20 protein-coding genes are annotated in these 22,083 nt (G+C 66.0%); 3 read left to right on the top strand and 17 right to left on the bottom strand.

Features of this window, described 5'->3' with window-relative positions:
- Positions 1–39: 39 nt before the first annotated feature.
- The 15 genes from PV761_RS16225 to PV761_RS16155 all read right to left on the bottom strand — a co-directional run bounded on the left by PV761_RS16225 (position 40) and on the right by PV761_RS16155 (position 14,064).
- Positions 40–774 (bottom strand): DsbA family oxidoreductase, encoded by a 735-nt coding sequence (locus tag PV761_RS16225; RefSeq protein WP_347898306.1) that lies wholly within the window; start codon positions 772–774, stop codon positions 40–42.
- Positions 775–793: 19 nt separating this feature from the next.
- Positions 794–1,381, bottom strand: a complete 588-nt coding sequence (locus PV761_RS16220; protein ID WP_347898304.1) for a GNAT family N-acetyltransferase — start codon at positions 1,379–1,381, stop codon at positions 794–796.
- A 10-nt stretch (positions 1,382–1,391) separates the two neighbouring features.
- Positions 1,392–1,874: a heme-degrading domain-containing protein gene (locus PV761_RS16215; protein ID WP_347898302.1), complete on the bottom strand. Its 483-nt coding sequence runs from the start codon at positions 1,872–1,874 to the stop codon at positions 1,392–1,394.
- Positions 1,867–2,901, bottom strand: coding sequence for a Gfo/Idh/MocA family oxidoreductase (locus PV761_RS16210; protein WP_347898300.1), 1,035 nt, complete (start codon positions 2,899–2,901; stop codon positions 1,867–1,869). The genes PV761_RS16215 and PV761_RS16210 overlap by 8 nt, the downstream gene beginning before the upstream one ends.
- On the bottom strand, positions 2,894–3,796 hold the full coding sequence (locus PV761_RS16205; protein WP_347898298.1) for a biopolymer transporter Tol: 903 nt from the start codon (positions 3,794–3,796) through the stop codon (positions 2,894–2,896). The genes PV761_RS16210 and PV761_RS16205 overlap by 8 nt, the downstream gene beginning before the upstream one ends.
- A 2-nt stretch (positions 3,797–3,798) precedes the next feature.
- Positions 3,799–4,662, bottom strand: coding sequence for a DUF1080 domain-containing protein (locus PV761_RS16200; RefSeq protein WP_347898296.1), 864 nt, complete (start codon positions 4,660–4,662; stop codon positions 3,799–3,801).
- A 3-nt stretch (positions 4,663–4,665) separates the two neighbouring features.
- The gene (locus tag PV761_RS16195; protein ID WP_347898294.1) at positions 4,666–5,667 is read right to left on the bottom strand and encodes a sugar phosphate isomerase/epimerase family protein; all 1,002 of its coding nucleotides are present in this window, start codon (positions 5,665–5,667) and stop codon (positions 4,666–4,668) included.
- A gap of 1 nt (position 5,668) precedes the next feature.
- A complete protein-coding gene (locus PV761_RS16190; protein WP_347898292.1) occupies positions 5,669–6,865 on the bottom strand; it encodes a Gfo/Idh/MocA family oxidoreductase in 1,197 nt (398 codons plus the stop codon).
- A gap of 10 nt (positions 6,866–6,875) precedes the next feature.
- Positions 6,876–7,994, bottom strand: a complete 1,119-nt coding sequence (locus PV761_RS16185) for a Gfo/Idh/MocA family oxidoreductase (protein WP_028271140.1) — start codon at positions 7,992–7,994, stop codon at positions 6,876–6,878.
- The gene (locus PV761_RS16180) at positions 7,991–8,752 is read right to left on the bottom strand and encodes a sugar phosphate isomerase/epimerase (RefSeq protein WP_347898290.1); all 762 of its coding nucleotides are present in this window, start codon (positions 8,750–8,752) and stop codon (positions 7,991–7,993) included. The genes PV761_RS16185 and PV761_RS16180 overlap by 4 nt, the downstream gene beginning before the upstream one ends.
- A gap of 59 nt (positions 8,753–8,811) precedes the next feature.
- Positions 8,812–9,705, bottom strand: a complete 894-nt coding sequence (locus PV761_RS16175) for a carbohydrate ABC transporter permease (protein WP_028271138.1) — start codon at positions 9,703–9,705, stop codon at positions 8,812–8,814.
- The gene (locus PV761_RS16170) at positions 9,705–10,661 is read right to left on the bottom strand and encodes a sugar ABC transporter permease (protein WP_028271137.1); all 957 of its coding nucleotides are present in this window, start codon (positions 10,659–10,661) and stop codon (positions 9,705–9,707) included. The genes PV761_RS16175 and PV761_RS16170 overlap by 1 nt, the downstream gene beginning before the upstream one ends.
- A gap of 12 nt (positions 10,662–10,673) precedes the next feature.
- Positions 10,674–11,999: an extracellular solute-binding protein gene (locus tag PV761_RS16165; protein ID WP_347898287.1), complete on the bottom strand. Its 1,326-nt coding sequence runs from the start codon at positions 11,997–11,999 to the stop codon at positions 10,674–10,676.
- A 107-nt stretch (positions 12,000–12,106) separates the two neighbouring features.
- Positions 12,107–12,925, bottom strand: a complete 819-nt coding sequence (locus PV761_RS16160; RefSeq protein ID WP_347898285.1) for a hypothetical protein — start codon at positions 12,923–12,925, stop codon at positions 12,107–12,109.
- Complete coding sequence (locus PV761_RS16155) at positions 12,922–14,064, bottom strand: Gfo/Idh/MocA family oxidoreductase (RefSeq protein ID WP_347898283.1); 1,143 nt, start codon at positions 14,062–14,064, stop codon at positions 12,922–12,924. Before PV761_RS16155 ends, PV761_RS16160 begins: the two co-directional genes overlap by 4 nt.
- A 173-nt stretch (positions 14,065–14,237) precedes the next feature.
- On the opposite strand from PV761_RS16155, the gene PV761_RS16150 reads away from it, so the two are divergent.
- Complete coding sequence (locus PV761_RS16150; RefSeq protein ID WP_347898281.1) at positions 14,238–15,470, top strand: ROK family transcriptional regulator; 1,233 nt, start codon at positions 14,238–14,240, stop codon at positions 15,468–15,470.
- 83 nt (positions 15,471–15,553) lie between these two features.
- Positions 15,554–16,747 carry an MFS transporter gene (locus tag PV761_RS16145; RefSeq protein ID WP_347898370.1) on the top strand — a complete coding sequence of 398 codons (1,194 nt, stop codon included), beginning with the start codon at positions 15,554–15,556 and terminating at the stop codon, positions 16,745–16,747.
- Positions 16,748–16,980: 233 nt separating this feature from the next.
- Here PV761_RS16145 and aceB read toward each other — a convergent pair whose 3' ends face one another.
- On the bottom strand, positions 16,981–18,645 hold the full coding sequence (gene aceB, locus PV761_RS16140) for a malate synthase A (protein WP_028271132.1): 1,665 nt from the start codon (positions 18,643–18,645) through the stop codon (positions 16,981–16,983).
- Between the two features lie 93 nt (positions 18,646–18,738).
- Entirely contained in the window at positions 18,739–20,055 is a 1,317-nt protein-coding gene (aceA, locus tag PV761_RS16135) for an isocitrate lyase (protein ID WP_347898279.1), read from the bottom strand.
- 183 nt (positions 20,056–20,238) lie between these two features.
- Between aceA and PV761_RS16130 the strand changes: the two genes are divergently transcribed.
- Positions 20,239–21,726 (top strand): helix-turn-helix transcriptional regulator, encoded by a 1,488-nt coding sequence (locus PV761_RS16130; RefSeq protein ID WP_028271130.1) that lies wholly within the window; start codon positions 20,239–20,241, stop codon positions 21,724–21,726.
- Positions 21,727–22,083: the final 357 nt, after the last annotated feature.

Genomic DNA, 22,083 nt, shown 5'->3' with positions numbered 1-22,083 from the left:
GTGATCTGTCAGCAAACCACGGCCGCCGGCGCCGGGGAGTCAGATGGCGCAGCCGTCGGGGCCGCAGGCTTCCGCGCCGCCGTCGCTGCCATTGCCGCCTTCGCTGCCCGGAGCGCCGGCGCCGGCCATGACCAAGTGCTGCTTTTCCTGCCATGCCTGGTTGAGCGCCTGGCTGAACATCGCCGACGGCTGGGCGCCGGACAGGCCGTACTTGCGGTCGATCACGAAGAACGGCACGCCGCTGATGCCCAGGGCGCGGCCCTCTTCGAAGTCGAACCGGACGTCGTCCGCGTACTTGTCGGTGGTGAACAGCTCGTCCAGTTCGCCGGCGTCGATCCCCAGGTCCTGTCCCAGGGACGTGAGGTATTCGCGGCTGCCGATGTCCTTGCCGTGCTCAAAATGGTCGCTCAGCAGGCGCTCTTTGGCGGCATCCTGCTTGCCGTGGGCGGCAGCCAGGTGGATCAGCCGGTGGGCCGTGAAGCTGTTGGCAACCACGACGGCGTCAAACCGGTAGTTGAGGCCCTCGCCCTTGGCCTGTTCCGCCACATGGTCGAACATCTGCGAGACCTGGGCCGGTGCCATGCCCTTGCGGGTGCTGAGGTACTCCAGTTCGGTACCGTCGTAGTGCTCGGGAAGGGTGGGGTCCAGCTGGTAGCTGCGCCACTGCACCTCCACGGACTCGCGGTGCGGGAACTCGGCCAGGGCGGCTTCGAAACGGCGCTTGCCGATGTAGCACCAGGGACACGCGACGTCTGACCAGATCTCAATCTTCATGCTGGCGACAACCGCGTGCTTACCGGGTCCATTCCCCGGCAGGCATGTCACGTTCGTCACTGGGCAGCTTGGGGTGGGGGACCGCCCGCTCCATCACGAAGTCGTGCTCCACCGTGGTTCCCAGGTTGAACGATTTGGTGCCGACCTTCCGGAAGCCGGATTTCTCGTAGAAACGGATGGCCTTGGCGTTCTGGCTGTTGACGCCCAGCCACATGCCGCGGGCTCCGGATGCTGCGGCCTGGCCGAGGCTCGCGTGCATGAGCTCGGCCGCGGCACCGAGCCCGTGATGGTCCGGGTGGACGTAGCATTTGCTGAGCTCCGCCGAGGGCAACAGGGTCAGGGCGGCGGCAACGTCCGGGTCAGCGGCCGGCCGGTCCACGAGCATGCTGTAACCGCGGAGGTCCCCGTCGGAATCGATCACCAGGACCGTGATGCCGGGGTCCGCCAGATAGCTCCGGAAGTTCGCCTCGCTGAGGGTGTTGGCAAGGTGCGCCGCGATATCGGCGGGGGAGGACTGCGGCGGGCAGGCCAGCGGAAAGGTGACGGCGGCGAGCCCTGCCAGCGGCCCGGCGTCATCCGCTGTTGCTTTGCGGATGGTGTGCGTCATGCCCAAAATCCTAGCCCGCGGCCTCCGCGAGGTAGGTCCTGATGCTGTCGACCACCAGTTGATGGTCGTCGTCCGAGGACAGCCCGGAGGCCGTGACTGCGGCCACGACGCCCGTGCCCCGCACCCGGACAGGGAAGGAGCCTCCGGCCAGCGTGTAGTCCTCCGGCGTGAGCCACCCTCCTTGTGTGGGATCGAAGGCCTTGGCCGAGAACTCCTCGGACAGCAATGCCGTGCTGTGCTCAAAGCGCAGTGTGGACGCCGCTTTGCGGCGGATCCATTCCTCCTGGTCGGCTGTGGCGCCGGGCAGGACGCAGCGGAACAGCACTATGTTGTGGCGCCGGATATCGATGGCCACGGAATGGCCCGCGGCGATGGCGCGGTTGGCGATGAGGGAGCCGAGGCGCCAGGCGTCGTGATGGTCAAAGCCCGGGAAAACGAGCTCTTCCTCGTGCCGGCGCAGTTCGGTGATCCGCGGTGATTCGCTGTCAGTCATTAGGAGTCCCCTGAACGGCAGCGTCGGCGTCGTAGCTGAGCCCGATCTGGCGGCGGATTTCGTCCATCGCCGCCATGACGGCCACTGATTCGCTTGGAGGAAGGATGGTGCCGGCGGTATCGCCTGCCCTGATGAGGCGTTCCAGTTCTGCGGCCTGGTACTGCATTCCGCGGCTGCTGACGGGCTGCTCGTAGCGTTCAATGACGCTGCCATCCACGGCATGAACGGTGAAGGGCACGGGGTTGTACCAGGTGGATTCGAGGTCGATCCACCCTTCGGTCCCGATGACCATGGCCCGGTTGGCGCTGGCGGCGTCCAGTTCGCAGTCCACAATGGCCTGCTGACCGCCGGCATAGTCAAAGATCGCTGCAGTCTGCCGGTCCACACCCGTCGCGGTCATCGAGGCGCTGGCGCGAATGCTCTCCGGGGTGCCCAGGATGTCGAACGCAAAGGAGACCGGGTAGATGCCGAGGTCCAGCAGCGCTCCGCCGCCCAGTGCAGGATCGTTTAGCCGGTGGGCAGGGTCCTTGGGCAGGCTCTGGTTGTGGCTGGCCACCACTTTCCGGACCTCGCCGATGGTGCCTTCCTGGATGATTTCGCGGAGGCGGACCATGTGCGGCAGGAACCGGGTCCACATGGCTTCCAGCGCCACGAGTCCTTTGGATTCCGAGAGGTCAACAATGTCCCGGGCCTCGCGGGCGTTCATGGTGAACGACTTCTCCACCAGCACATGCTTGCCGGCATTCAACGCCAGTAGCGCGTTCGCGTGGTGGAAAGGGTGCGGCGTGGCGATGTAGACCACGTCAACCAGCGGGTCCGCCACCAAATCCTCATAGCTGCCGTGCGCGGTTGCCACGCCGTACTGCTCGGCAAACGCATTGCTCGAGTCCAGCGAGCGTGACCCGACGGCCTGGACCGTGAAGCCGTTCTCGTTCAGGTCCTGCGCCTGCAGCCCGGCGATGAATCCGGTGCCAAGGATGCCCCAGCAGATCGCTCCGTCGGAAGTGCCGGTGGGTTGATTAGCCACGAACGTTGTCCTTTGATGGGTTGGTGTTGGCCAGCGGGTACGCCACAAACGCAAAGCGCCTGGAATCCGGCGACCAACTGTTGACGTTGAGGGTTCCTTGGCCGCCGAAGAGGGGCCAGATGTGCAGCGGTGCGGTCCAGTCACCGGTGGAGACAAGCACGACGGCGACCGGCAGGTCCGCGGGGTGGCCCGCCGTGCCTGCGGGAAAGCGGATGTAGCTGGCCAGCTCGCCGTCGGGGGAGAGATGCGGGAACCAGTCGACGGTGCCGCTTTCAAGGAGGCGTTCGAAACCGCTGCCATCAACCTGCACACGGGCAAGCTGGGCATGGCCGGGGAGGGCGGTGAAGGACTCCGTGTTCAGATAGAGCCACTTGCCGTCGGGCGAATATTCCGGCCCGTCGCAATGGCCGGGGCCGACATCAACGCCGGCGGTAACGCCGCCGTCGGACGGTAGGGTCCTGAGGCGGCCCGGCAGCGTAAAGTCGCCCGCCTCGATACCCACGTAGGCCAGTTCGCGGCCGTCCGGGCTGACGCCGTGGAGGAAATGGAAGGAGCCGTCGTCGTCGGTGATCCGCTCCGCCTCGCCGCCGCCAAGCGGGGCACGGTAGATGTGCCCGTCGTTCGCCGAGAGGTAGATCGCCTGCCCGTCGGGCGCCAGGACGTGGTCGTTGTTGAGATCCGGGATGCCGCCCAGGGGGACGTGGCTGAGCCTCCCGTCCGCCACATCGAAGCTCCACAGCTTCCCGTCCCCGTTGAGGATCAGGGCCGAGCCGTCCAGGGTCCAGTTCGGAGCTTCGAGGAGGAGTTCGTCGGTGCTGTAGACAAGTTCGGATTCGCCCGTGGCGGACGCTATCCACACTTCGCAGCGCTGGCCGGGCTGAAGGGTGCGCAGCATGCTCAGAGCTCCTTGATCCGGATGTTCCGCCACCGGCACTGCGCGCCCTTGCCCCAGCGTGCTTCGCCGAACATGGAGTCGTTGTCGTGGACTTCCAATGCGATATGCCCGCGCTCCCCGAGGACACCCAGGACATCCGCCGGGTTGTAGTTCGGCGAGTCCAGCGTGGTGGTGTCCAGTTCGGCTATCTTGAGTCCGTTGACCCAGGTGGTGATGACCGGCAGGGCACCGACGCAGCGGATGCGAAGTTCGTTCCAGCCGCTCCAGCGCCAGACGTCGAGGAAGTCCCCGACGTCGGCGGCGTGCTTCAGGCGGGCACGCTTTTCCTCCGTAACAGGCTCCACCGAGGTGGCCGGGTTGTCCGCAATCAAACCGGTTGGACGGCCGTCAGCGTCCATTGCCACATTGACGGCGAAGGGCACAGCGGAGAAGCTCGCCAGCCCGTTGCCGAAGAACCCGCCGATGCCGCCGGAGGGGCGGTGGTCCACCAGAACCTGGAAACCTTCCCATGTATCCGGCCGGCGCCGGATCATCACGCCGGTGTCTGCCGGCCAGTCAGGGCGCATGTCCAGCACGAGTTCGAAGTCGCCGAAGGCCTGCTCGCTCACCAGGTAGCCGCCGTAGCCGCTGCCGGGGGAGTCCTGCTCGCCCACCAGGACGCCGTCTTCCACGAACCAGCGGGCCGGGTGCTTCTCGGGTTCCACAGGTGGGGTCAACCCCAGGGCGGCAAAGCGTTCCGAGAGGGCCGGGCCGCCCGGATACTCGGTGCCATAGACGCGTGGCACGGATCGCCAGCCGGCCAGTGTGGTGCCGTCGAACAGCGGCACAAAACCGTCGTCGCCGTCGTGCGTTGCAGTGCCTGCCATGAACTAGTCCTTGCTGCTGAAGGCGGCGTCGAAGGAGGTGTTCGACGCCGGGAAGTCGAACTTCTTGAGGGCGGCGAGGGCTTCGGGGGCGCCGTGGAGGCGGTCCATGCCGGCGTCTTCCCATTCGACGGAGATGGGGCCGTTGTAGCCGATGGCGGTGAGGGCGCGGAAGGACGATTCCCAGGGCACGTCGCCGCGTCCGGCGGAGACGAAGTCCCAGCCGCGGCGCGGATCGCCCCAGGGCAGGTGGGAGCCCATGACGGTGTTCCGGCCGGTGGGGCGGAGCTTGGTGTCCTTGCAGTCCACGTGGTAGATCCGGTCCTTGAAGTCCCAGATGAAGGAAACGGGGTCGATGCCCTGCCACATGAAGTGGGACGGGTCCCAGTTGAGCCCGAACGCCGGCCGGTGGCCGATGGCTTCGAGGGTGCGGACGGTGGTCCAGTAGTCGTAGGCGATTTCGGACGGGTGGACTTCGTGGGCGAAGCGGACCCCGCATTCGTCGAAGACGTCCAGGATGGGGTTCCAGCGGTCCGCGAAGTCCTGGTAGCCGGCTTCGATGACCTTTTCCGGCACCGGCGGGAACATGGCGACGTACTGCCAGATGGAGGAGCCGGTGAACCCGACGACCGTGTCCACGCCGAGTGCTTTGGCGAGGCGGGCGGTGTGTTTCATTTCCTCGGCGGCGCGCTGGCGGACGCCTTCGGGGTCCCCGTCGCCCCAGACTTTGGACCCGACGATGGCTTCGTGACGGAAGTCGATCGGGTCATCGCAGACGGCCTGGCCCTTGAGGTGGTTGGAGATGGCCCAGACCTTGAGGTTGTACTTCTCCAGGACGGCGAGTTTGGATTCGACGTAGCCGGGTTCGTCCCAGCGCCAGGCGTCCAGGTGGTCCCCGGAGACGGCGATTTCGAGGCCGTCGTAGCCCCAGCCTGAGGCGAGCTTGGCGACGTCCTCGAAGGGGAGGTCGGCCCACTGGCCGGTGAACAGGGTGTACGGGCGGGGCATGTCAGGCTCCTTCAATGGCGGGGACGGGGGAAGCAGTGAGCTGGATGATGGAGGACTTGGCGTTTGCGGATTCTTCGATGGCGGCCAGCACCCGCTGCACGGCCAGGCCCTCATCGAACGACGGCGAGGGCGGGGTGCCGCCGTCGATTGCGGCAAGGAAGTCGCGGATTTCGTGCGTGAAGGTGTGCTCCCAGCCGATCACGTGCCCCTGCGGCCACCAGGCGGCCATGTACGGGTGCTCGGGTTCGTTGACCAGGATGCGGCGGAACCCCTGTTCGCGGACCGGGAGGGTGGCGTCCAGGAAACCGAGTTCGTTGATGGTTTCCAGGTCGAACAGGAGGGAGCCCTTGTCCCCGTAGATTTCCAGCTTCAGGGAGTTCTTCTGGCCTGTCGCCATGCGGGAGACCTCCACCGAGGCGATGGTCCCGGAGTCCAGGGTCAGCGTGGCCCAGGCGGCGTCGTCGACCGTTACCTCTTCGGGGCCGTCCGCCCCCGGGCGGCTGTTCACGAAGGTGTGCAGCCGGCCCGAAATCTCCGTGACGGTGCCGCCGAGCAGGAACATGACCTGGTCGATGGCGTGCGAGGCGATGTCGCCCAGCGCGCCGGACCCGGCGGTTTCCTTGTTCAGCCGCCACGTCATGGGGGAGTCCGGATCCACCAGCCAGTCCTGCAGGTACGCGGCGCGGACGTGCCGGACGGTACCGAGCCGGCCTTCGGCGATGAGCTCTTTCGCGAGGGCCAGGGCCGGGACACGGCGGTAGTTGAAGCCGATCATGGACTGCACACCGCGTTCCCGGGCGGACCGGGCGGCATCCGCCATGGCTTCAGCCTCGGCCAGGGTGTTGGCCAGGGGCTTCTCGACCAGGACGTGCTTGCCGGCCTCAAGCGCCGCGACGGCGATCTCGGCGTGCATCCAGCCCGGGGCGCAGATGTCCACGATGTGAATGTCGTCCCGCTCCAGGACCGAGCGCCAGTCGGTCGCTGTTTCCGCCCAGCCGTATTTCTCGGCGGCGGCCGCGACCTGCCCGGCGTCCCGGCCCACGAGCACTTTCTGCTCGAAGGCCGGGACGTCGAAGTAGGACGCGACGTTCCGCCAGGCGTTCGAGTGGGCCTTGCCCATAAACGCGTAGCCGATCATCGCCACACCCAGCGGTGGGTTGTCGGGATTGGTGCCGTCCGTGCTTTCGGGGGAGTTCATTGCCTGGTTCCTAGAGGGTGGAAGCGGTGGGGTCCCAGTCCTCGGGGAGGGCAGGGGACGCGGGCGCGGAGCTTTCGACGTTGACAAAGGCGCCGGACTCAACGGATTCGGAAATCGAGACCATGGTGTCCAGCACGTGGTAGGCCAGGTTGCCCGTGGCGCGGTGCGGAACCCCTGCCCGGATGGAGCGGGCCATGTCCAGCACGCCCATGCCGCGGCCGTTGGACGGTCCCGTTGCGGGGACGACGGTCCACTCCTCGTCGCCCGCGCGCCAGAGCCGCACGTCGCCGTCGAAATAGTTCGGGTCCGGGAGGGAGATGGTGGCTTCCGTGCCGGTGATCTCCACGAAGCCCATCCGCTGGCGGGGTGACTCGAACGAAAAGACACTGTGCGACGACTGGCCGCCCTCGAACTGGGCCATCGCGGACACGTGGGTGGGGACCTCCACGGTGAACTCCTCGCCCAGCTTGGGTCCGGATCCGATGACGCGGACTTCCTTGGCTTTGGAACCGATGGCCGCCACGCGGCGCACGGACCCGAAGGTCTGGACCAGCGCGGTGAGGTAGTAGGGGCCCATGTCGAACAGGGGGCCGGCGCCGTACTGGAAGAGGAACGCCGGATTCGGGTGCCAGGATTCCGGCCCCGGCGTCTGGAACGTGGTCATCGCCGTCAGCGGGGTGCCGATGTCGCCGCGTTCAATCAGCCGCCGGGCGGTCTGCAGCCCCGCGCCGAGGAACGTGTCCGGGGCGCAGCCGAGCCGCAGCCCCGCAGCGTCGGCCGCTTTGAGCAGCCCCAGACCCGATTCGCGGTCCAGCGAGAACGGCTTTTCGGTCCACACGTGCTTGCCTGCGTTGACGGCGGCCGTGGCCACCTCCACGTGCGCCGCCGGGATGGTCAGGTTGACGATGATTTCGACGTCGGGATGGTTCAGTGCCGCGTCCACCCCGCCGGATTCGGCGATCCCGTATTCCTTTGCCCGGGCGGCCGCGGCATCCTCGAACAGGTCGGCGATGACGTGGACCTTGAGGTCCGGGAAGGTGGTCAGGTTGTCCAGGTACTGCTTGCTGATGTTGCCGGCGCCGATGACGGCGACGCCCACCGGGCCTCGCTTCGTGGAGGGGGTGCTCATGCCCGTGCTCCTTCACTTGCTTCGGTGTTTGCTTCGGTGTTCAGGAACGCCAGGGACTGGGCGATGCCGTCGAAGATGTCGCCGGAGTAGTCGTCGAACTCCACGACGCCCACTTCGAGGGACTTGGCGGCCCCGATGACGTCCCACACGGCGATCTTGCCCTGGCCGGCGGGCTGCTGGGCCTTAGTGTCGGTGGTGGCCGGGCCGTCCTTGATGTGGATGAACTTCACCCGGTCGCCGAGTTTGGCGAGGATGTCCACGGGATCCTGGCCGCCGACGGCAACCCAGTACGTGTCCACTTCCAGGACCAGTTCGGGGTCCAGGAGGTCAGCGAAGTGTTCCAGTGCCGTACGGCCGTCGATGATGGACTCCAGCTCCCAGGCGTGGTTGTGGTATCCGACGCGGATGCCGTATTCGGCGCCTTTCTTGGCTGCAGCGTTGAGCTTTGCGGCGGTGGCCTGGATGTCCTCGGCCTTCTGCCAGTGCTCGGCCGGCAGGTACGGATCGATGACGGTGCTGATGCCCAGTTCCCTGGCAGCTGCAAAGATTTCGTCCTGGTCCTGGCTGAGCAGGGGTGCGTGGCCGGACGGTGCGGTGAGGCCGTTCTCCTTGAGCGCGGCACCGAGTTCGGCTGACGTGGCCACGAAGTTGTACGGCTCAACCTGGGTAAAGCCGATCTCAGCTACCTTCCTGATGGTGCCGGGCAGGTCTTCCTGGATGGCATTGCGCAGGGTGTACAGCTGAAGCGAGTAAGACATGATCGTTCCTTTGCGGGAGTTTTCTTTTCGGAAGTGCGGTTCTGGGGGAGGGCCTGGACCTAGCGGCCGGCGAGGGATCCGCCGATGCCGCCGACGCTGAAGTACTTGTTCAGGGTGGCGAAGACGATGATGGGCGGAAGCATCATGACCACGGCGAGTGCCATGACTGAGGTCCAGTCGGTGGCGTTCTGCTGGAAGAAGGACTGCACGCCCATGGGGAGGGTGAAGATCTCGTTGGAGCGCAGGAACACGATGGCTACGAGGTAGTCGTTCCAGGCCAGCAGGAAGGCGAAGATCGCGGTGGAGAGGATGCCGGGAAGCGAGTTGCGGAGTACCACCTTGGTGAACGATCCGAAGACGGAGCAGCCATCGATCCACGACGCTTCTTCGAGGCTGATCGGGATGGAGTCGAAGTAGGCGGCCATCATCCACGTCGCGACGGTCATGGTGGAGCCGACATAAATGATGGTGATGCCCAGCAGGTTGTCCACCAGTCCCATGGCTGCGAAGAGGATGAACAGCGGCACCACTGAGGTGATGATCGGCAGGGACTGCATGACGAACAGGAGCAGGGAGTAGCCGGAGACCGCTTTGGACCGGCCACGGGAAAGGACATAGCCGGCGGGTGCGGCCACGGCTACTGATACCAACACTGTGGACAGGGTGGTGATCAGGCTGTTCTGCAGCCAGGTGGCGGCAAGGGTCTTCGAGAAGACGTTGCTGAGGTTCTCGAAGGTCAGGCCGGTGGCGGTGCTGGTGGGCCCGGGGGTGAAGGCGAGCACCACCGTGACCATGATCGGCACGAGGACTATCGCAGTGATGATCAGGATGGCGGTGAACCGCCACCAGCGGCCGCGATCGCCCGCTTCGGAGAGGACGCGCTTGTTCTTGGCCGGTCCGGCGACGCCGAGGACGGGCCCGGACTGGGGATGGGCGTGGACTACTGCGCTCATTATTCGACGCTCGACTTTCGGATCTGGCGGTACAGAAGAACGGAGATGACAACCAGGGTCATGGTCATGAGGAAGGCGATGGCCACGCCGGGTCCGGTGGCGAAGTCCTGGAAGACCGTACGGTAGGCCAGGACCACCAACGAGGTGGTGGCGTTGACCGGGCCGCCGCCTGTCAGCAGGTAGATGGTGGGGAAGTCATTGACGCAGAAGATGGTCATCAAGATCCAGGAGATATACGTGGACCGGGCGATCAAGGGAAGCGTGATCTGGCTGAACTGCTGCCAGCGCGTGGCGCCGTCCATGCTGGCCGCTTCGTAGACGGTGCTGTCCACAGAGGCGAGGGCTGCCGAGATCATCATCATCATGAACGGGAAGCTGACCCAGACCTTGAACACCATGACGGTGATGGCCGCGAGGTTGGGATCGGCGAGGAACAGCGGAGTGCCAAGCCCCAGATTGCGGAACAGGGACGGAATCAGGCTGTCCGGGGTTGCCACCAGCCAGTTCCATGCGGTGGACGACACCACGATCGGCACCACCCAGGGCAGCAGGAGGAGGACCTTGAAGGTGCCGCCGGCGGGGATCTTCGTCCGCAGGAGGAGAGCGAGTCCAAGGCCGACCAGCCACGATCCGAAGACACCCACGATGGTGAACATCAGGGTGAATTGCGCCGCTTTCCAGAATGCCGGGGAGGACAGGACCTTGGCGAAGTTATCGCCTGCGACGAAGTCTCCAGTTTGCAGGAGGTCTCCGTCATGCGTGGCCTGGACTGCCGCGTAGATAAGGGGATAACCGTGGATCAGGACCAGCAGGACCACGGACGGGAGCAGGAGCCAGAAGAAGGTCCTGGTGGTTTGAGCGGACAGCTTGCTCTTGCGGTTGCCGCTCCCGGTCCCGCCGGGAGCGATTCCCTTGCGGGCCCGGCTAAGTCCGGACTGCGCTGTGGTGGTTGTCATGGACGGGCCGCTCTACTTTTTCAGGACCGATTCGAGGGCGGACTGGAAAGTTTGCAGCGCGGTCTTGGCATCAGACTTGCCAGTAATGATTGTCTGTGTGAACTGGTTCAGCGCCTGGCCGCCGTCGAGGGCTGCGAGGTTCGCGTTCAGCGTGTTGCCCTGGGAAGCGAAGGTCTTGGCGATGGGCTGCCAATCCTTGACGATCTTGACGTTGTTGGGGTCCGAGGCAAACTCGGGCAGCTCGGTGATGGACTTGAAGACCGGAAGGGCGGACATGAGCTTCTGGCGCCACAGTTCCTTGAGCTGGCCCAGGTAGTAGACCAGGAACGCCTCGGAGGCCTCCTGCGACGGGGTGTTCGTGTACATCATGATGTTGTTCGGGAAAACGATGGTTGCCTTGTCCCCGTGCGGGCCTGTGATGGGGTCCGCGACGAGCAGATCACCGGAGGTGTCGCCGACGCGCTGCGGGACATTGGCCTGGAACAGGCCGTATCCGGCCTTGCCGTCCTTCCACTGGGCGGACATGTTGTCGGTGGTGTAGCTGACGGCAGCGGGATCGACGATTCCGTTGGACACCAGTTCCAGGACGAATTCCATGGCTTCGACGTTGCGGTCGTTCATCAGGTCAAGTTCGCCGTCCTTGGTGAAGACACCGCCGCCGTTGTTGACCATCATCATGATCATGGAGTGGTTGGCGTAGTTGTTTCCTGACCCGGCACCGGTGGTGAAGCCGAACGCGCCGACCTTCTTGAGTGCCTTGCCGGCTTCGAGGAGGGACGGCCAGTCGGTCGGAAGGGCCACGTTGGCCTTCTCGAACAGCGACTTGCGGTACCAGAACACCCGCATGTCCAGCTGCCACGGAACGGCTACGTACCCCTTGTCTGACTTGAACGGGTCCAGCACACCCGGCAGGAAGTCGTCGAACTGGCCGTTCTTCTTCAGCGTCTCGATGACCTTGTCCGCGTAGGCAATCTGGCCCTGCTTCTCGAACTGGAAGGCCTGGAAGCCGCCGCCGGTGGACACCGCGGGGCCGGTCTTGGACGCGATCGCCGAGGAGAACGTCTGGTAGAAGTTGTTCCACTGGATGATCTGGTAGCTGGCCTTGCTGTTGGCTCCGGAGAAGCCTTCGGCGATCTTCTTGGCGGCGTCGTTGTAGGCGGGGGTGGCCCACGGCATGTCCCAGAACTTGATGGTTCCGCCGGCTCCGCCGCCTCCGCCCTGCGAACCTGAACCGCCGCCACAGGCGGCGAGGAGGGGAACGGAGGCCGCGGCGGCAGCGAAGCCCAGGAACCCCCGCCGGGAGAAGGCGGAAGATGCGATGGAGGGTTTGGTAGACACGATGGTTTCCTTTCAGGGCCCGGAGTGACTGAATGCCCGGGCCCTTCTCGACAATGAGTGGATGCTGACTGGAAGAGCGGGAACTGCTGGTGGTTCGGTAAGGCTGTCTAGCTGGTGAGTTGGCTGACGAGGGACAAGACAGTGGAGAACTGGACCAGGTCGGTGGCCGGGATCCCGGACGAAAGATGCAAGTGGACCCTCGACCAGCTGGTCCGGTGGGACGATTCGTACAGGGTGGGAAGCGCCGTTGCTCCTTCTTTGGTTACAGCCCGGACCACGGCCGGCCATGCAGCTGCCGGGTCCGGCAGCACGACGTCGGCACGGCCGGTTGAGGTGAGGATCGAGACACTCGCGGTGGCCGGCAGCGCGGAGGTGAGGATGCCCTGCAAAGCGACCGGTGCGCCGCTGGCCAGGACTCCGGCAACCGTGTAGCCGTTTGCGTTGCGCTGTACCATCCGCACGTTCTGCACCGCTATCCCGCATTGGACCAATACGGAGAACTGTTCCGTCAGCAGGTCCCGGGGGTCCGTTCCGGGTACCCCAATGGCAACCGAGTCGAGCAGGACGGCATCCTCGAGGGCAGCGGCGATGACGCCGTGCACGTTCTCGCTGGAGCCGGCCAGCGCCAGGTTGCCGGCCCACGGCTGGTCGAGCACCACCACGGAGCCGGCGGCTTCGGCGACACCGATCAGTGCGGCGGGATCTTCAGCCACCGGCGCGGACACCACAATGCCCTTGGCTCCCTTGCGGACCGCGGCGGCCGCCCGTTCGGTCCAGCCCGCATGGCCCGAGACCGCGGTGATGTCCGGCGCGGAAGCTGCCGGGGCGGCGGGGGCAAAGGACAAGGGCAGGGAAGCGACGACGGCGGACACCGCACCTGCTGCTTCAGCCTGCGGATCCGCATACACGGACAGCTGCGTGGTCATGCGTTGACCTCCTGGTCTTCTGTTGTCCCGCTGGCGGCGCTGCCAGCATCAACCCGGCCAGCATCAACCCGGCCTGTATCTACCCGGCCTGTATCCACTCGGCCTGCGGCCGCATCGGCGATTGCCAGTGCAAACTCAAGGTCATGGATCAGGGTCTCGGCGGACGGGGGCTGGCCGGTGCCGCCGGCCAGTTCGGCCAGTTTTCGCCACTCGCCCTCGTAGCCGTTGTGGCCGAAGGGGCCAAGGACCGTGGTGCGCCCGGCCGTCCGGATCCGGGCGGTTGCCGAGCCGGCCTGGACGTAGGACGGGGTGAAGTCGATTTTCAGGGCCGCGTCGTCGCCGATGGCCTCAAACTCCCAGGCGGGCTCCCACGTGGCGTTCATGGCTGCACGGAGCTCGATGGTTACGTTTCCGGCCCGCAGGGAGATGACGTAGCCGAAAGGCCGGACGATTTCAGCATGCAGGACCTCCACGTCAGCGAAGTCCGGGGTGAAGCGGCGGACCAGCGGAAGGTCGTGGATGGCCAGGCCCATCACCCCGCCTGTGAGCATGGCCTTGATGACGTCCGGCTCGGTCGGGTCACTGGACGGCAGGGACACGCGGCCCACGATCTCCGTGGCAAAGTCTTCGAAGCGAGGGTTCGGCGGAAGGACGATGGAGGACCGGACGGTGTGCACCTGCTCCGGCAGGTCGCCCCAGGCATCTTCGGCCGCGAGCCAGCCGGGATCGAAGGTGTGCATGGCTCCGACGATGATGGGGACGCCGGTCTCGGCTGATACGGCGGAGATTGCGGCGGCCTCTTCGCCGTTCATGGCAAACGGCTTTTCGCACAGGACGGCCTTCTTGCCCGCCCGGCAGGCCGCGATGACCTGGGCTGCGTGGAACTGGTGCGGGCTGCAGATGGCCACGATGTCAACGGCGGTGTCTGCGAGGAGTTCCTCCATGCTGGTGCTGAAGCGTGCTCCGACCCTGCCTGCCACCGATGCTGCCACTGCGGGGTCGACGTCCATGATGTGGCGGACCTCCAGGATGTTCCCCAACCGTGCGAGCGACGGCAGGTGGATGGCCTGGGTTACAGGTCCGGCGCCCAGAATGCCGACGCCCAGGAGGGCCGGTGATGCCTGTGCTTGGCTCGACAAGTTGCTTACCTCTTTGTAGTAGCTGGAGCGTGGTGGCCGGCGTCCGCTTTCAGTGACACCGCTCACAGATCAAGCTAGAACTACTTTTGTCGATCGTCAAGCAAAAGTTGAAAAGTTCCCGACAATCTTTCGGTGGCGTGACATGCATAAGAGCTTCGTGCTATCACTGACTCATGAATCCCACGCCTGGAAAAGAGTCCGGCACCGAAGCAGGACCGGACGCCGCCCCCGATGGTGCGGGCAGTCTTTCCCGGGCCGGCGACCTCTTCCAGCTGCTCCGCGACGGCAAAGCCCGCACCCGGGCCGAACTGGCCCTGACCACCGGGCTGGCGCGGTCCACCGTGGCCGCCCGCATCGACGCCCTGATCTCTTCCGGGCTGGTGGGCCCCGCCGGTGAGGCGAGCTCCAGCGGCGGCAGGCCGCCGTCGCGCTTTGCCTTCAATCCCGCCGCCCGCGCCGTCCTGGCGGTCGACGTCGGGGCCACGCACGTGATCGTTGCCGTCACCGACCTTGGCGGCAATGTGCTGTCCGAACGCCGCCTGGCCCAGGACGTCGCCGACGGCCCGGAAGCAGTCCTGGGCCGGGTGGTCGAGGAGGGCAAGGCACTCCTCGGTGAAGCCGGCAGGACCACCGCGGACCTCGCCGGCATCGGGATCGGACTGCCGGGCCCCGTGGAGCATGCCACCGGGATGCCGGTGAAGCCGCCCATCATGCCCGGCTGGGACGGGTTCGACGTGGTCCGCTACGTCCAGCGCTCGCTGCCGGTTCCGGTGCTGGTGGACAACGACGTCAACATCATGGCCCTTGGCGAACGCACCGCCTATTGGCCCGAGCACGACAACTTCCTCTTCATCAAAGTGGCCACGGGCATCGGCGCGGGCATCATCAGCAGCGGGGAACTCCAGCGCGGCGCCAACGGAACAGCAGGAGACCTGGGGCACGTGCGCGTTCCGCGCGGCGACGACGTCCTGTGCCGCTGCGGCAACTACGGTTGCCTCGAAGCGCTGGCATCCGGCCCCGCCGTCGCCCGGGAACTGGCACGCCAGGGCCTTCCGGCTGAAAAGGGCGGTGATGTCCTGCGGCTCGTCGGCGAGGGCAACCTCCAGGCGATCCAGGCGCTCCGCCAGGCCGGCAGGGATGTGGGGGATGTGCTGGCCATGGTGGTCAACCTGTTGAATCCGTCGGTGATCGTGATCGGCGGCAGCCTCGGCCAGGCCGGCGACCACCTGATGGCCGGAGTCCGGGAGGTGGTCTACCGGCGGTCCCTGCCGCTGGCCACGTCGCACCTGCGGATAGCGCTCGCGATGGCCGGCGACCAGGCGGCGATCCTCGGTGCCAGCCAAATGGTCACCCAACATGTGTTGTCACCTGCCGTGATCGAGGCCACCCTGCAGGCAACGGGATAACGCCCGTCATCTTGCCGCGGGCATGATAGCAATGAATGGATGAAACCGATTTCCAGCTTCCGCACCCAGCCGCAGCCCGCCTTATGACGGCGAATTTCCTGGCCAGGGTTCCGCGCGGCTGGATCCTGCTGGCGAGCATCGGACTCATCGCACTGAACATGCGCGGCCCGTTCGTGGCGGTTGCCCCCGTGGTGGGCCCGATGCAGCAGGACCTTGGCTTCTCGCCGGTGGAACTGGGGCTGCTGACCGGCATTCCGGTGCTGTGCTTTTCCCTCGCGGCGCCCCTCGCGTCTTTCGCGGGCAGGAAATTCGGGGCTGAGTTCGCCATCATGCTCACCCTCCTGGGTGTGCTGGCCGGCGTCATCGTCCGCTCCGCCGGCAACGGCGTCCTGGTGCTGTTCGGCACCGCGATCATCGGCCTGGCCATCACCATCGGCAACATCGCCGTGCCCCTGATCATCCGGCGCGACTTCTCGCCGCGGCGCCAGGGGACTGCCATGGGCATCTATACCGCAGCCCTGAACATCGGATCGTTCCTGACCTCGGTGGTCACCGCGCCGCTGGCCGAGCTGGCCGGGTGGCGGCTCTCGCTGGCCGCCAGCGGGCTGTTCGCCGTGGCTGCCATCGTTTTCTGGGTGCTGGCCGCCGGCCGGCAGGCTTTCGTGCCCGCCGCCGTAGAGGACTCAGACCCCCGTCCGGCCGGCGGCAGGCCGGCGTCGCGCTGGATCACTGTGGGGCTCACGGCCGGTTTTGCCGGGCAGGCGTTCTCCTACTACGGCGTCACGGCCTGGCTGCCGACCTTCCTGATCGACGAACTGGGCATGGCGCCCTCCGCCGCCGGCGCCGGGTCCTCGCTCTTCCAGATCCTCGCCATTGTGGGCGGCCTCGGCGTGCCCATGGTGGCCAGGTTTGCCAGTACGACGGCGGTGGCGGTCACCTTGGGCGTTATGTGGCTGACCGTTCCCCTTGGCCTGCTGCTGGCGCCGGAACTGTGGTGGCTCTGGTCCTCCCTGGGCGGCGCGGCGCAGGGCGGCGGCATCACCGTCATCTTCATTGCCATCATCAAACTGGCCCGCGACCAGGCGTCCGCGGGGCGGATGTCCGCGGTGGTCCAGGGCGTGGGCTACTCCGTTGGCGCCACTGCGCCGACGCTCCTCGGCTACGTCCACGGGCTGTCCGGATCATGGACCAACCCGCTGCTGCTGATCCTCGGCTCGGTGGCGGCGTTCTTCCTGGGCACCACCCTCTCCGTGCGGAAGGTGCCGAAGACCCGCTGACGGGTCCCGCCGTCGTCGTACTCCCTGTTATGTGTCCCCAAGCGCGAACGTACACTTAAGCCCCACGCAAAAGCGCGAACGGACAGTTGTGGCCCCTTGAAGAAGGGCCGCAACTGTCCGTTCGCGCTTAATGGTGCTTCCGTTGCCGGGCCGCCGCCCCGGATTTCGGGGGTGCCTGTTGCGAAGGGCGTGGTTGCCCGGCGAACGGAAATCTCGGCTGGACTAGCGCGGGGTCAGGCGGCCACCAGCGCCGCGTCCTCGACGGGGTCCTCTGACCGGTCCCGAGCCTCGTGCAGGAAGCGGGCGTAGGCAGGCAGGGTCAGGAACGTGGGGAACGCGTCGGCCAGGGTGACTTCCTCGAAGATGTCACGCGCGTCGGCGAAGCGGTCGCCTTCGAAGCGTTCCAGCCGGGTGAACTCCTCGTCCAGCAGGTCCTCCACCCACTCGCGGGTGATGATTTCGCCGTGGTCGGTGATGGCGTGGGAGTAGATCCACTGCCACAGCTGCGAGCGGGAGATCTCCGCGGTGGCGGCGTCCTCCATGAGGTTGTGGATGGCCACAGCCCCGTTGCCGCGCAGCCAGGACTCGATGTAGCGGATGCCCACCTCGATGTTGTTCCGGATGCCCTGCTCGGTGATGGTGCCCGTGGTGGAGGCGATGTCCAGCAGCGCGCGGTCGTCAGGGGTGACGTCCTCGCGGAGGCGGTCGAGCTGGTTCGGGCGGTCGCCGAGGACGCCGTCGAACACTTCGCGGCACACCGGGACCAGGTCCGGGTGGGCCACCCAGGAGCCGTCAAAGCCGTCGCCGGCCTCGCGGGTCTTGTCCGCGCGGACCTTCTCAAAGGCGATCGCGTTGGCTTCCTCGTCCTTGCGGTTGGGGACAGCTGCGGCCATGCCGCCGATTGCCATGGCGCCGCGCTTGTGGCATGCGCGGACCAGCTGCTCGGTGTAGGCGCGCATGAAGGGGGCCGTCATGGTCACCTGGACGCGGTCCGGCAGGACGAAGCGGGGGCCGCGGGTGCGGAAGTTCTTGATCATCGAGAAGATGTAGTCCCAGCGTCCGGCATTCAGGCCGGCCGCGTGGTCGCGGAGCTCGTAGAGGATCTCTTCCATCTCGAAGGAGGCCGTGATGGTCTCGATCAGCACGGTGGCGCGGATGGTGCCCTGCGGGATGCCCAGCAGGTCCTGCGCCAGGATGAAGATGTCGTTCCAGAGGCGTGCCTCGAGGTGGTTTTCGATCTTCGGCAGGTAGAAGTACGGGCCCTTGCCCTGGGCCAGCAGGCGGCGGGCATTGTGGAAGAAGTACAGGCCGAAGTCCACGATGCCGCCGGCGATCGGGGTCCCGTCGATCAGCATGTGCTTTTCCGGCAGGTGCCAGCCGCGGGGGCGGACCACGATGGTGGGCAGTTCGTCCGCCGGACGCAGCTTGTAGTCCTTGCCCTCCGGGGAGGTGAAGTCGATCCGGCGTTCCAGGGCATCGGTGAGGTTCAGCTGGCCCTGGATGACGTTGCGCCACGACGGGGTGGAGGAGTCCTCCATGTCGGCCAGCCACACCTTGGCGCCCGAGTTCAGCGCGTTGATAGTCATCTTCTTGTCCACCGGGCCGGTGATCTCCACGCGGCGGTCCTCGAGGCCCGGGGCCGGGGGAGCGACGCGCCAGTTCGGATCGTTCCGGACGGACTCGGTCTCGCGGAGGAACCGCGGGTCCAGTCCCTTGGCGATGTCCGCACGGCGGGACCGCCGGGCCTGCAGCAGCTCCTGGCGCCGCGCCGCCGTCGCCCGGTGCAGCTTGGCCACAAAAGCCAGGGCGTCCGGAGTAAGAACCTCGCCCTGCCGGCAAATAGGCTGCGCGGTCAGCGTGATCCCGTTGATAGTGAAGTTGTCAGTGAAGCTGTTCATGAGAGTTCTCCTGGTGCAAGGCCCAACTGAGTCGCAGTAGGTGTCGTTTTGAGCCTCCAAAACGACACCTACTGCTATCTAGTTGGGGAAGAATTAGTGGAACTGGCCCTCTTCGGTCGATCCGACCAGGGCGAGGGTGGATGCGTTCGGGTTGAGCGCAGTGGCGATGTCGTCGAAGTAGCCGGTGCCGACTTCGCGCTGGTGCTTGGTCGCGGTGTAGCCGCGGGACTCGGAGGCGAATTCCTTCTCCTGGAGCTCGACGTAGGCGCTCATGCCTTCACGGGCGTAGCCGTGGGCGAGGTCGAACATCGAGTAGTTCAGGGCGTGGAAGCCGGCCAGGGTGATGAACTGGAACGTGAAGCCCATGGCGCCGAGTTCACGCTGGAACTTGGCGATGGTGGCGTCATCCAGGTGCTTGCGCCAGTTGAACGACGGCGAGCAGTTGTAGGAGAGCATCTGGTCCGGGAACTCGGCCTTGACGGCCTCGGCGAACTTCTTGGCAAGCTCGAGGTCCGGGGTGCCCGTTTCCATCCAGATGAGGTCGGAGTACGGGGCGTAGGCCTTGGCGCGGGCGATGCAGGGTTCGATGCCGTTGCGGACCTTGTAGAAGCCTTCGGCCGTACGCTCGCCGGTGATGAATTCCTGATCGCGCTCGTCGACGTCGGAGGTGATCAGGGTTGCGGCTTCGGCGTCGGTGCGGGCGATGACCACTGACGGGGTGCCGGCGACATCGGCGGCCAGGCGGGCCGCGTTCAGGGTGCGGACGTGCTGCTGGGTGGGGATGAGCACCTTGCCGCCGAGGTGGCCGCACTTCTTCTCCGATGCGAGCTGGTCCTCCCAGTGAACGCCTGAGGCGCCGGCCTGGATCATGGACTTCATCAGCTCGTAGGCGTTCAGCGGACCGCCGAAGCCGGCCTCGGCGTCGGCGACGATCGGCACCATCCAGTCCTCGACGGTCTGGATGCCTTCGGAGAATTCGATCTGGTCGGCGCGGAGGAGGGCGTTGTTGATGCGGCGTACCACGGTGGGAACGGAGTTGGCCGGGTAGAGCGACTGGTCCGGGTAGGTGTGGCCGGAGTTGTTGGCGTCGGCGGCGACCTGCCAGCCGGAGAGGTAGATGGCGCGGAGGCCGGCCTTGACCTGCTGCACGGCCTGGTTGCCGGTGAGGGCGCCGAGCGCGTTGGTGTAGCCGCCGGTCTTGTGCTCTTCGGTGAGCTGCTTCCAGAGCTTCTCGGAGCCGCGGCGGGCCAGCGTGTGCTCTTCGGAGACGCGGCCGCGGAGGCGGACGACATCCGTTGCCTTGTAGTCACGGGTCACACCTTCCCAGCGCGGGTTGGCGGCCCACTCGAGCTCCAGTGCGGCGGCCTGCTGCTCGGGCGTCTGCTGGGTGGGCTCAAATGCTGCAGTCATCTTTGTCTCCTTGTTTGTGCTCCGGATGTCCTGGCCGGTCCCCTTCCCTGCGCCGTTGCAGTTGGGGGACCGGTTGGACCGGTGCGGTGTTTCTTTCCGTGAGATCTACTTTTCTGCACTTTCAAGAGGGTTGCTAGAGAAAAAGTCTGGAAAGAAATGCACTTCTTCGCGTATTCTCAATAAATGTCGCCTACGAGCTGGAATCGCACCGCCGCCACCCCGCCGTCGTCCCCTTCGGTCCCCGAACTTGACGTCATCAGCCTGGGCCGCCGCGTCCGCCACCTGCGTAAAGCGGCGGCCATGACCCTCGATGACCTGAGTGCCGCCGTCGGGACCGCGCCGAGCCAGCTGAGCCTGATCGAGAACGGGAAGCGGGAGCCCAAACTGGGGCTGCTCCAGCAGCTGGCGGCCGCCCTCAATGTCAGCATCGACCAGTTGCTCGGGGCGGAGCCGCCGAACCGTCGTGCGGCGCTGGAGATCGAGCTGGAACGTTACCAGCGGAGCCCCCTCTACGAGTCCTTGAACCTGCCGAAAATCCGCATCAGCTCGCGGCTTCCGATGGATGTGCTGGAGTCCATGGTGGGCCTGCAGCACGAGCTGGAGCGCCGGCTCAATGAGCAGGCGGCGACGCCTGAGGAGGCCCGCCGTGCCAACGGCGCGCTGCGTGCCATGATGCGCGAGCGGAACAACTATTTCCCGGAGTACGAGGCGGAGGCGCAGAAGGTCCTGGCGTCGGTGGGTCACACCAGCGGTCCGCTGTCCCACCACGTCATCGCGGACATCGCCGGGCACCTCGGTTTCAGCCTCCACCACGTGGGCGATCTGCCGCATTCCACCCGTTCGGTGACGGATCTTAAGAACCGCAGAATTTACCTCACGCAGAACCAGCGCACCGATCACGACCCCCGTTCGGTGCTGCTGCAGGCGCTGGGACACTATGTCCTGGGCCACCAGACGCCGTCCAACTACGGGGACTTCCTGATGCAGCGCGTGGCCACGAACTACTTCGCCGCGGCGCTGATGCTGCCGGAGCAGGCCACCGTGGAGTTCCTGCAGAAGGCCAAGCAGGCCAAGGAAATCGCCGTCGAGGACATCCGGGACGCCTTCGCCGTGTCCTACGAGACCGCGGCGCACCGGTTCACCAACCTGGCCACGCAGCACCTGGACATCCGCACGCACTTCCAGAAGACGCACAAGAGCGGCATCATCTACAAGGCCTACGAGAACGACGGCGTGACGTTCCCGCAGGATCACACCGGCGCCATTGAGGGCCAGCCGTCGTGCAAGAACTGGACGTCGCGGGTGGTTTTCGACGTGCCGGACAAGTTCAGTGCCTACAGCCAGTACACGGACACGCCGTCGGGGACCTACTGGTGCACAGCGCGGACGGAACGCTCCGCCACCGGCGAGTTTTCCCTCTCCGTTGGCGTCCCGTACGCCCAGGTGAAGTGGTTCCGCGGACGGGAAACCACGGAGCGGTCCAAGTCCACCTGCCCCGATGAGAACTGCTGCCGCCGGCCGCCGGCTTCGCTGACCTCCGAGTGGGCGGGCAATGCCTGGCCGTCGGCGCGGGCGCACTCGCACCTGCTGGCCGCCATGCCGCCGGGCGCTTTCCCCGGCGTGGACGAGACCGAGGTGTACAGCTTCCTGCAGGCGCACTCGGGGAGCTAACCCTTCCCGGGACGCTCTCTCGCTTAATGCGGGTTTTCCCGGGACGCTCTTCCAGCCGGCAGTCCAGAAAGCGCAGCTCAAGGCCGTTCTTTGTCCGCCACAGCCTGGCCTCCTTGATCGCTTTCTTGGCGTCTCGCCGGTGCAGCTTTTTGAGAGCGGAGGACCACTGCGATTGAAGAACGACCCAGCGTGAGTAGGCTTCATGGTGCACCGCCTGCCTGAGATTCAGTGTGAGTCGGCGCACCGGACTCCACTTTTGTTGGGTCAGTGGCTGCCTTGTTAGCCTCGATTTTTCATGATGGTCGGTGATGGTCGCTGGTTCGTGCCGGTGTGTTGATCGGCGGGTGTTTTCTGTTT

Origin of the sequence: Arthrobacter sp. CC3 (assembly GCF_039907775.1) — a bacterium.
Classification (GTDB): Bacteria; Actinomycetota; Actinomycetes; order Actinomycetales; family Micrococcaceae; genus Arthrobacter.
Note: the sequence above shows the minus strand (reverse complement) of the source record. Positions and strands in the feature narration are given on the sequence as shown.

Bases quoted from the DNA above. Each gene is read 5' to 3' on its own strand.
- PV761_RS16225 (WP_347898306.1), bottom strand. From the start codon at position 774: ATGAAGATTGAGATCTGGTCAGACGTCGCGTGTCCCTGGTGCTACATC.
- PV761_RS16220 (WP_347898304.1), bottom strand. From the start codon at position 1,381: ATGACGCACACCATCCGCAAAGCAACAGCGGATGACGCCGGGCCGCTG.
- PV761_RS16215 (WP_347898302.1), bottom strand. From the start codon at position 1,874: ATGACTGACAGCGAATCACCGCGGATCACCGAACTGCGCCGGCACGAG.
- PV761_RS16205 (WP_347898298.1), bottom strand. From the start codon at position 3,796: ATGCTGCGCACCCTTCAGCCCGGCCAGCGCTGCGAAGTGTGGATAGCG.
- PV761_RS16200 (WP_347898296.1), bottom strand. From the start codon at position 4,662: ATGGCAGGCACTGCAACGCACGACGGCGACGACGGTTTTGTGCCGCTG.
- PV761_RS16195 (WP_347898294.1), bottom strand. From the start codon at position 5,667: ATGCCCCGCCCGTACACCCTGTTCACCGGCCAGTGGGCCGACCTCCCC.
- PV761_RS16190 (WP_347898292.1), bottom strand. From the start codon at position 6,865: ATGAACTCCCCCGAAAGCACGGACGGCACCAATCCCGACAACCCACCG.
- PV761_RS16185 (WP_028271140.1), bottom strand. From the start codon at position 7,994: ATGAGCACCCCCTCCACGAAGCGAGGCCCGGTGGGCGTCGCCGTCATC.
- PV761_RS16180 (WP_347898290.1), bottom strand. From the start codon at position 8,752: ATGTCTTACTCGCTTCAGCTGTACACCCTGCGCAATGCCATCCAGGAA.
- PV761_RS16175 (WP_028271138.1), bottom strand. From the start codon at position 9,705: ATGAGCGCAGTAGTCCACGCCCATCCCCAGTCCGGGCCCGTCCTCGGC.
- PV761_RS16170 (WP_028271137.1), bottom strand. From the start codon at position 10,661: ATGACAACCACCACAGCGCAGTCCGGACTTAGCCGGGCCCGCAAGGGA.
- PV761_RS16160 (WP_347898285.1), bottom strand. From the start codon at position 12,925: ATGACCACGCAGCTGTCCGTGTATGCGGATCCGCAGGCTGAAGCAGCA.
- PV761_RS16150 (WP_347898281.1), top strand. From the start codon at position 14,238: ATGAATCCCACGCCTGGAAAAGAGTCCGGCACCGAAGCAGGACCGGAC.
- PV761_RS16145 (WP_347898370.1), top strand. From the start codon at position 15,554: ATGACGGCGAATTTCCTGGCCAGGGTTCCGCGCGGCTGGATCCTGCTG.
- aceB (WP_028271132.1), bottom strand. From the start codon at position 18,645: ATGAACAGCTTCACTGACAACTTCACTATCAACGGGATCACGCTGACC.
- aceA (WP_347898279.1), bottom strand. From the start codon at position 20,055: ATGACTGCAGCATTTGAGCCCACCCAGCAGACGCCCGAGCAGCAGGCC.
- PV761_RS16130 (WP_028271130.1), top strand. From the start codon at position 20,239: ATGTCGCCTACGAGCTGGAATCGCACCGCCGCCACCCCGCCGTCGTCC.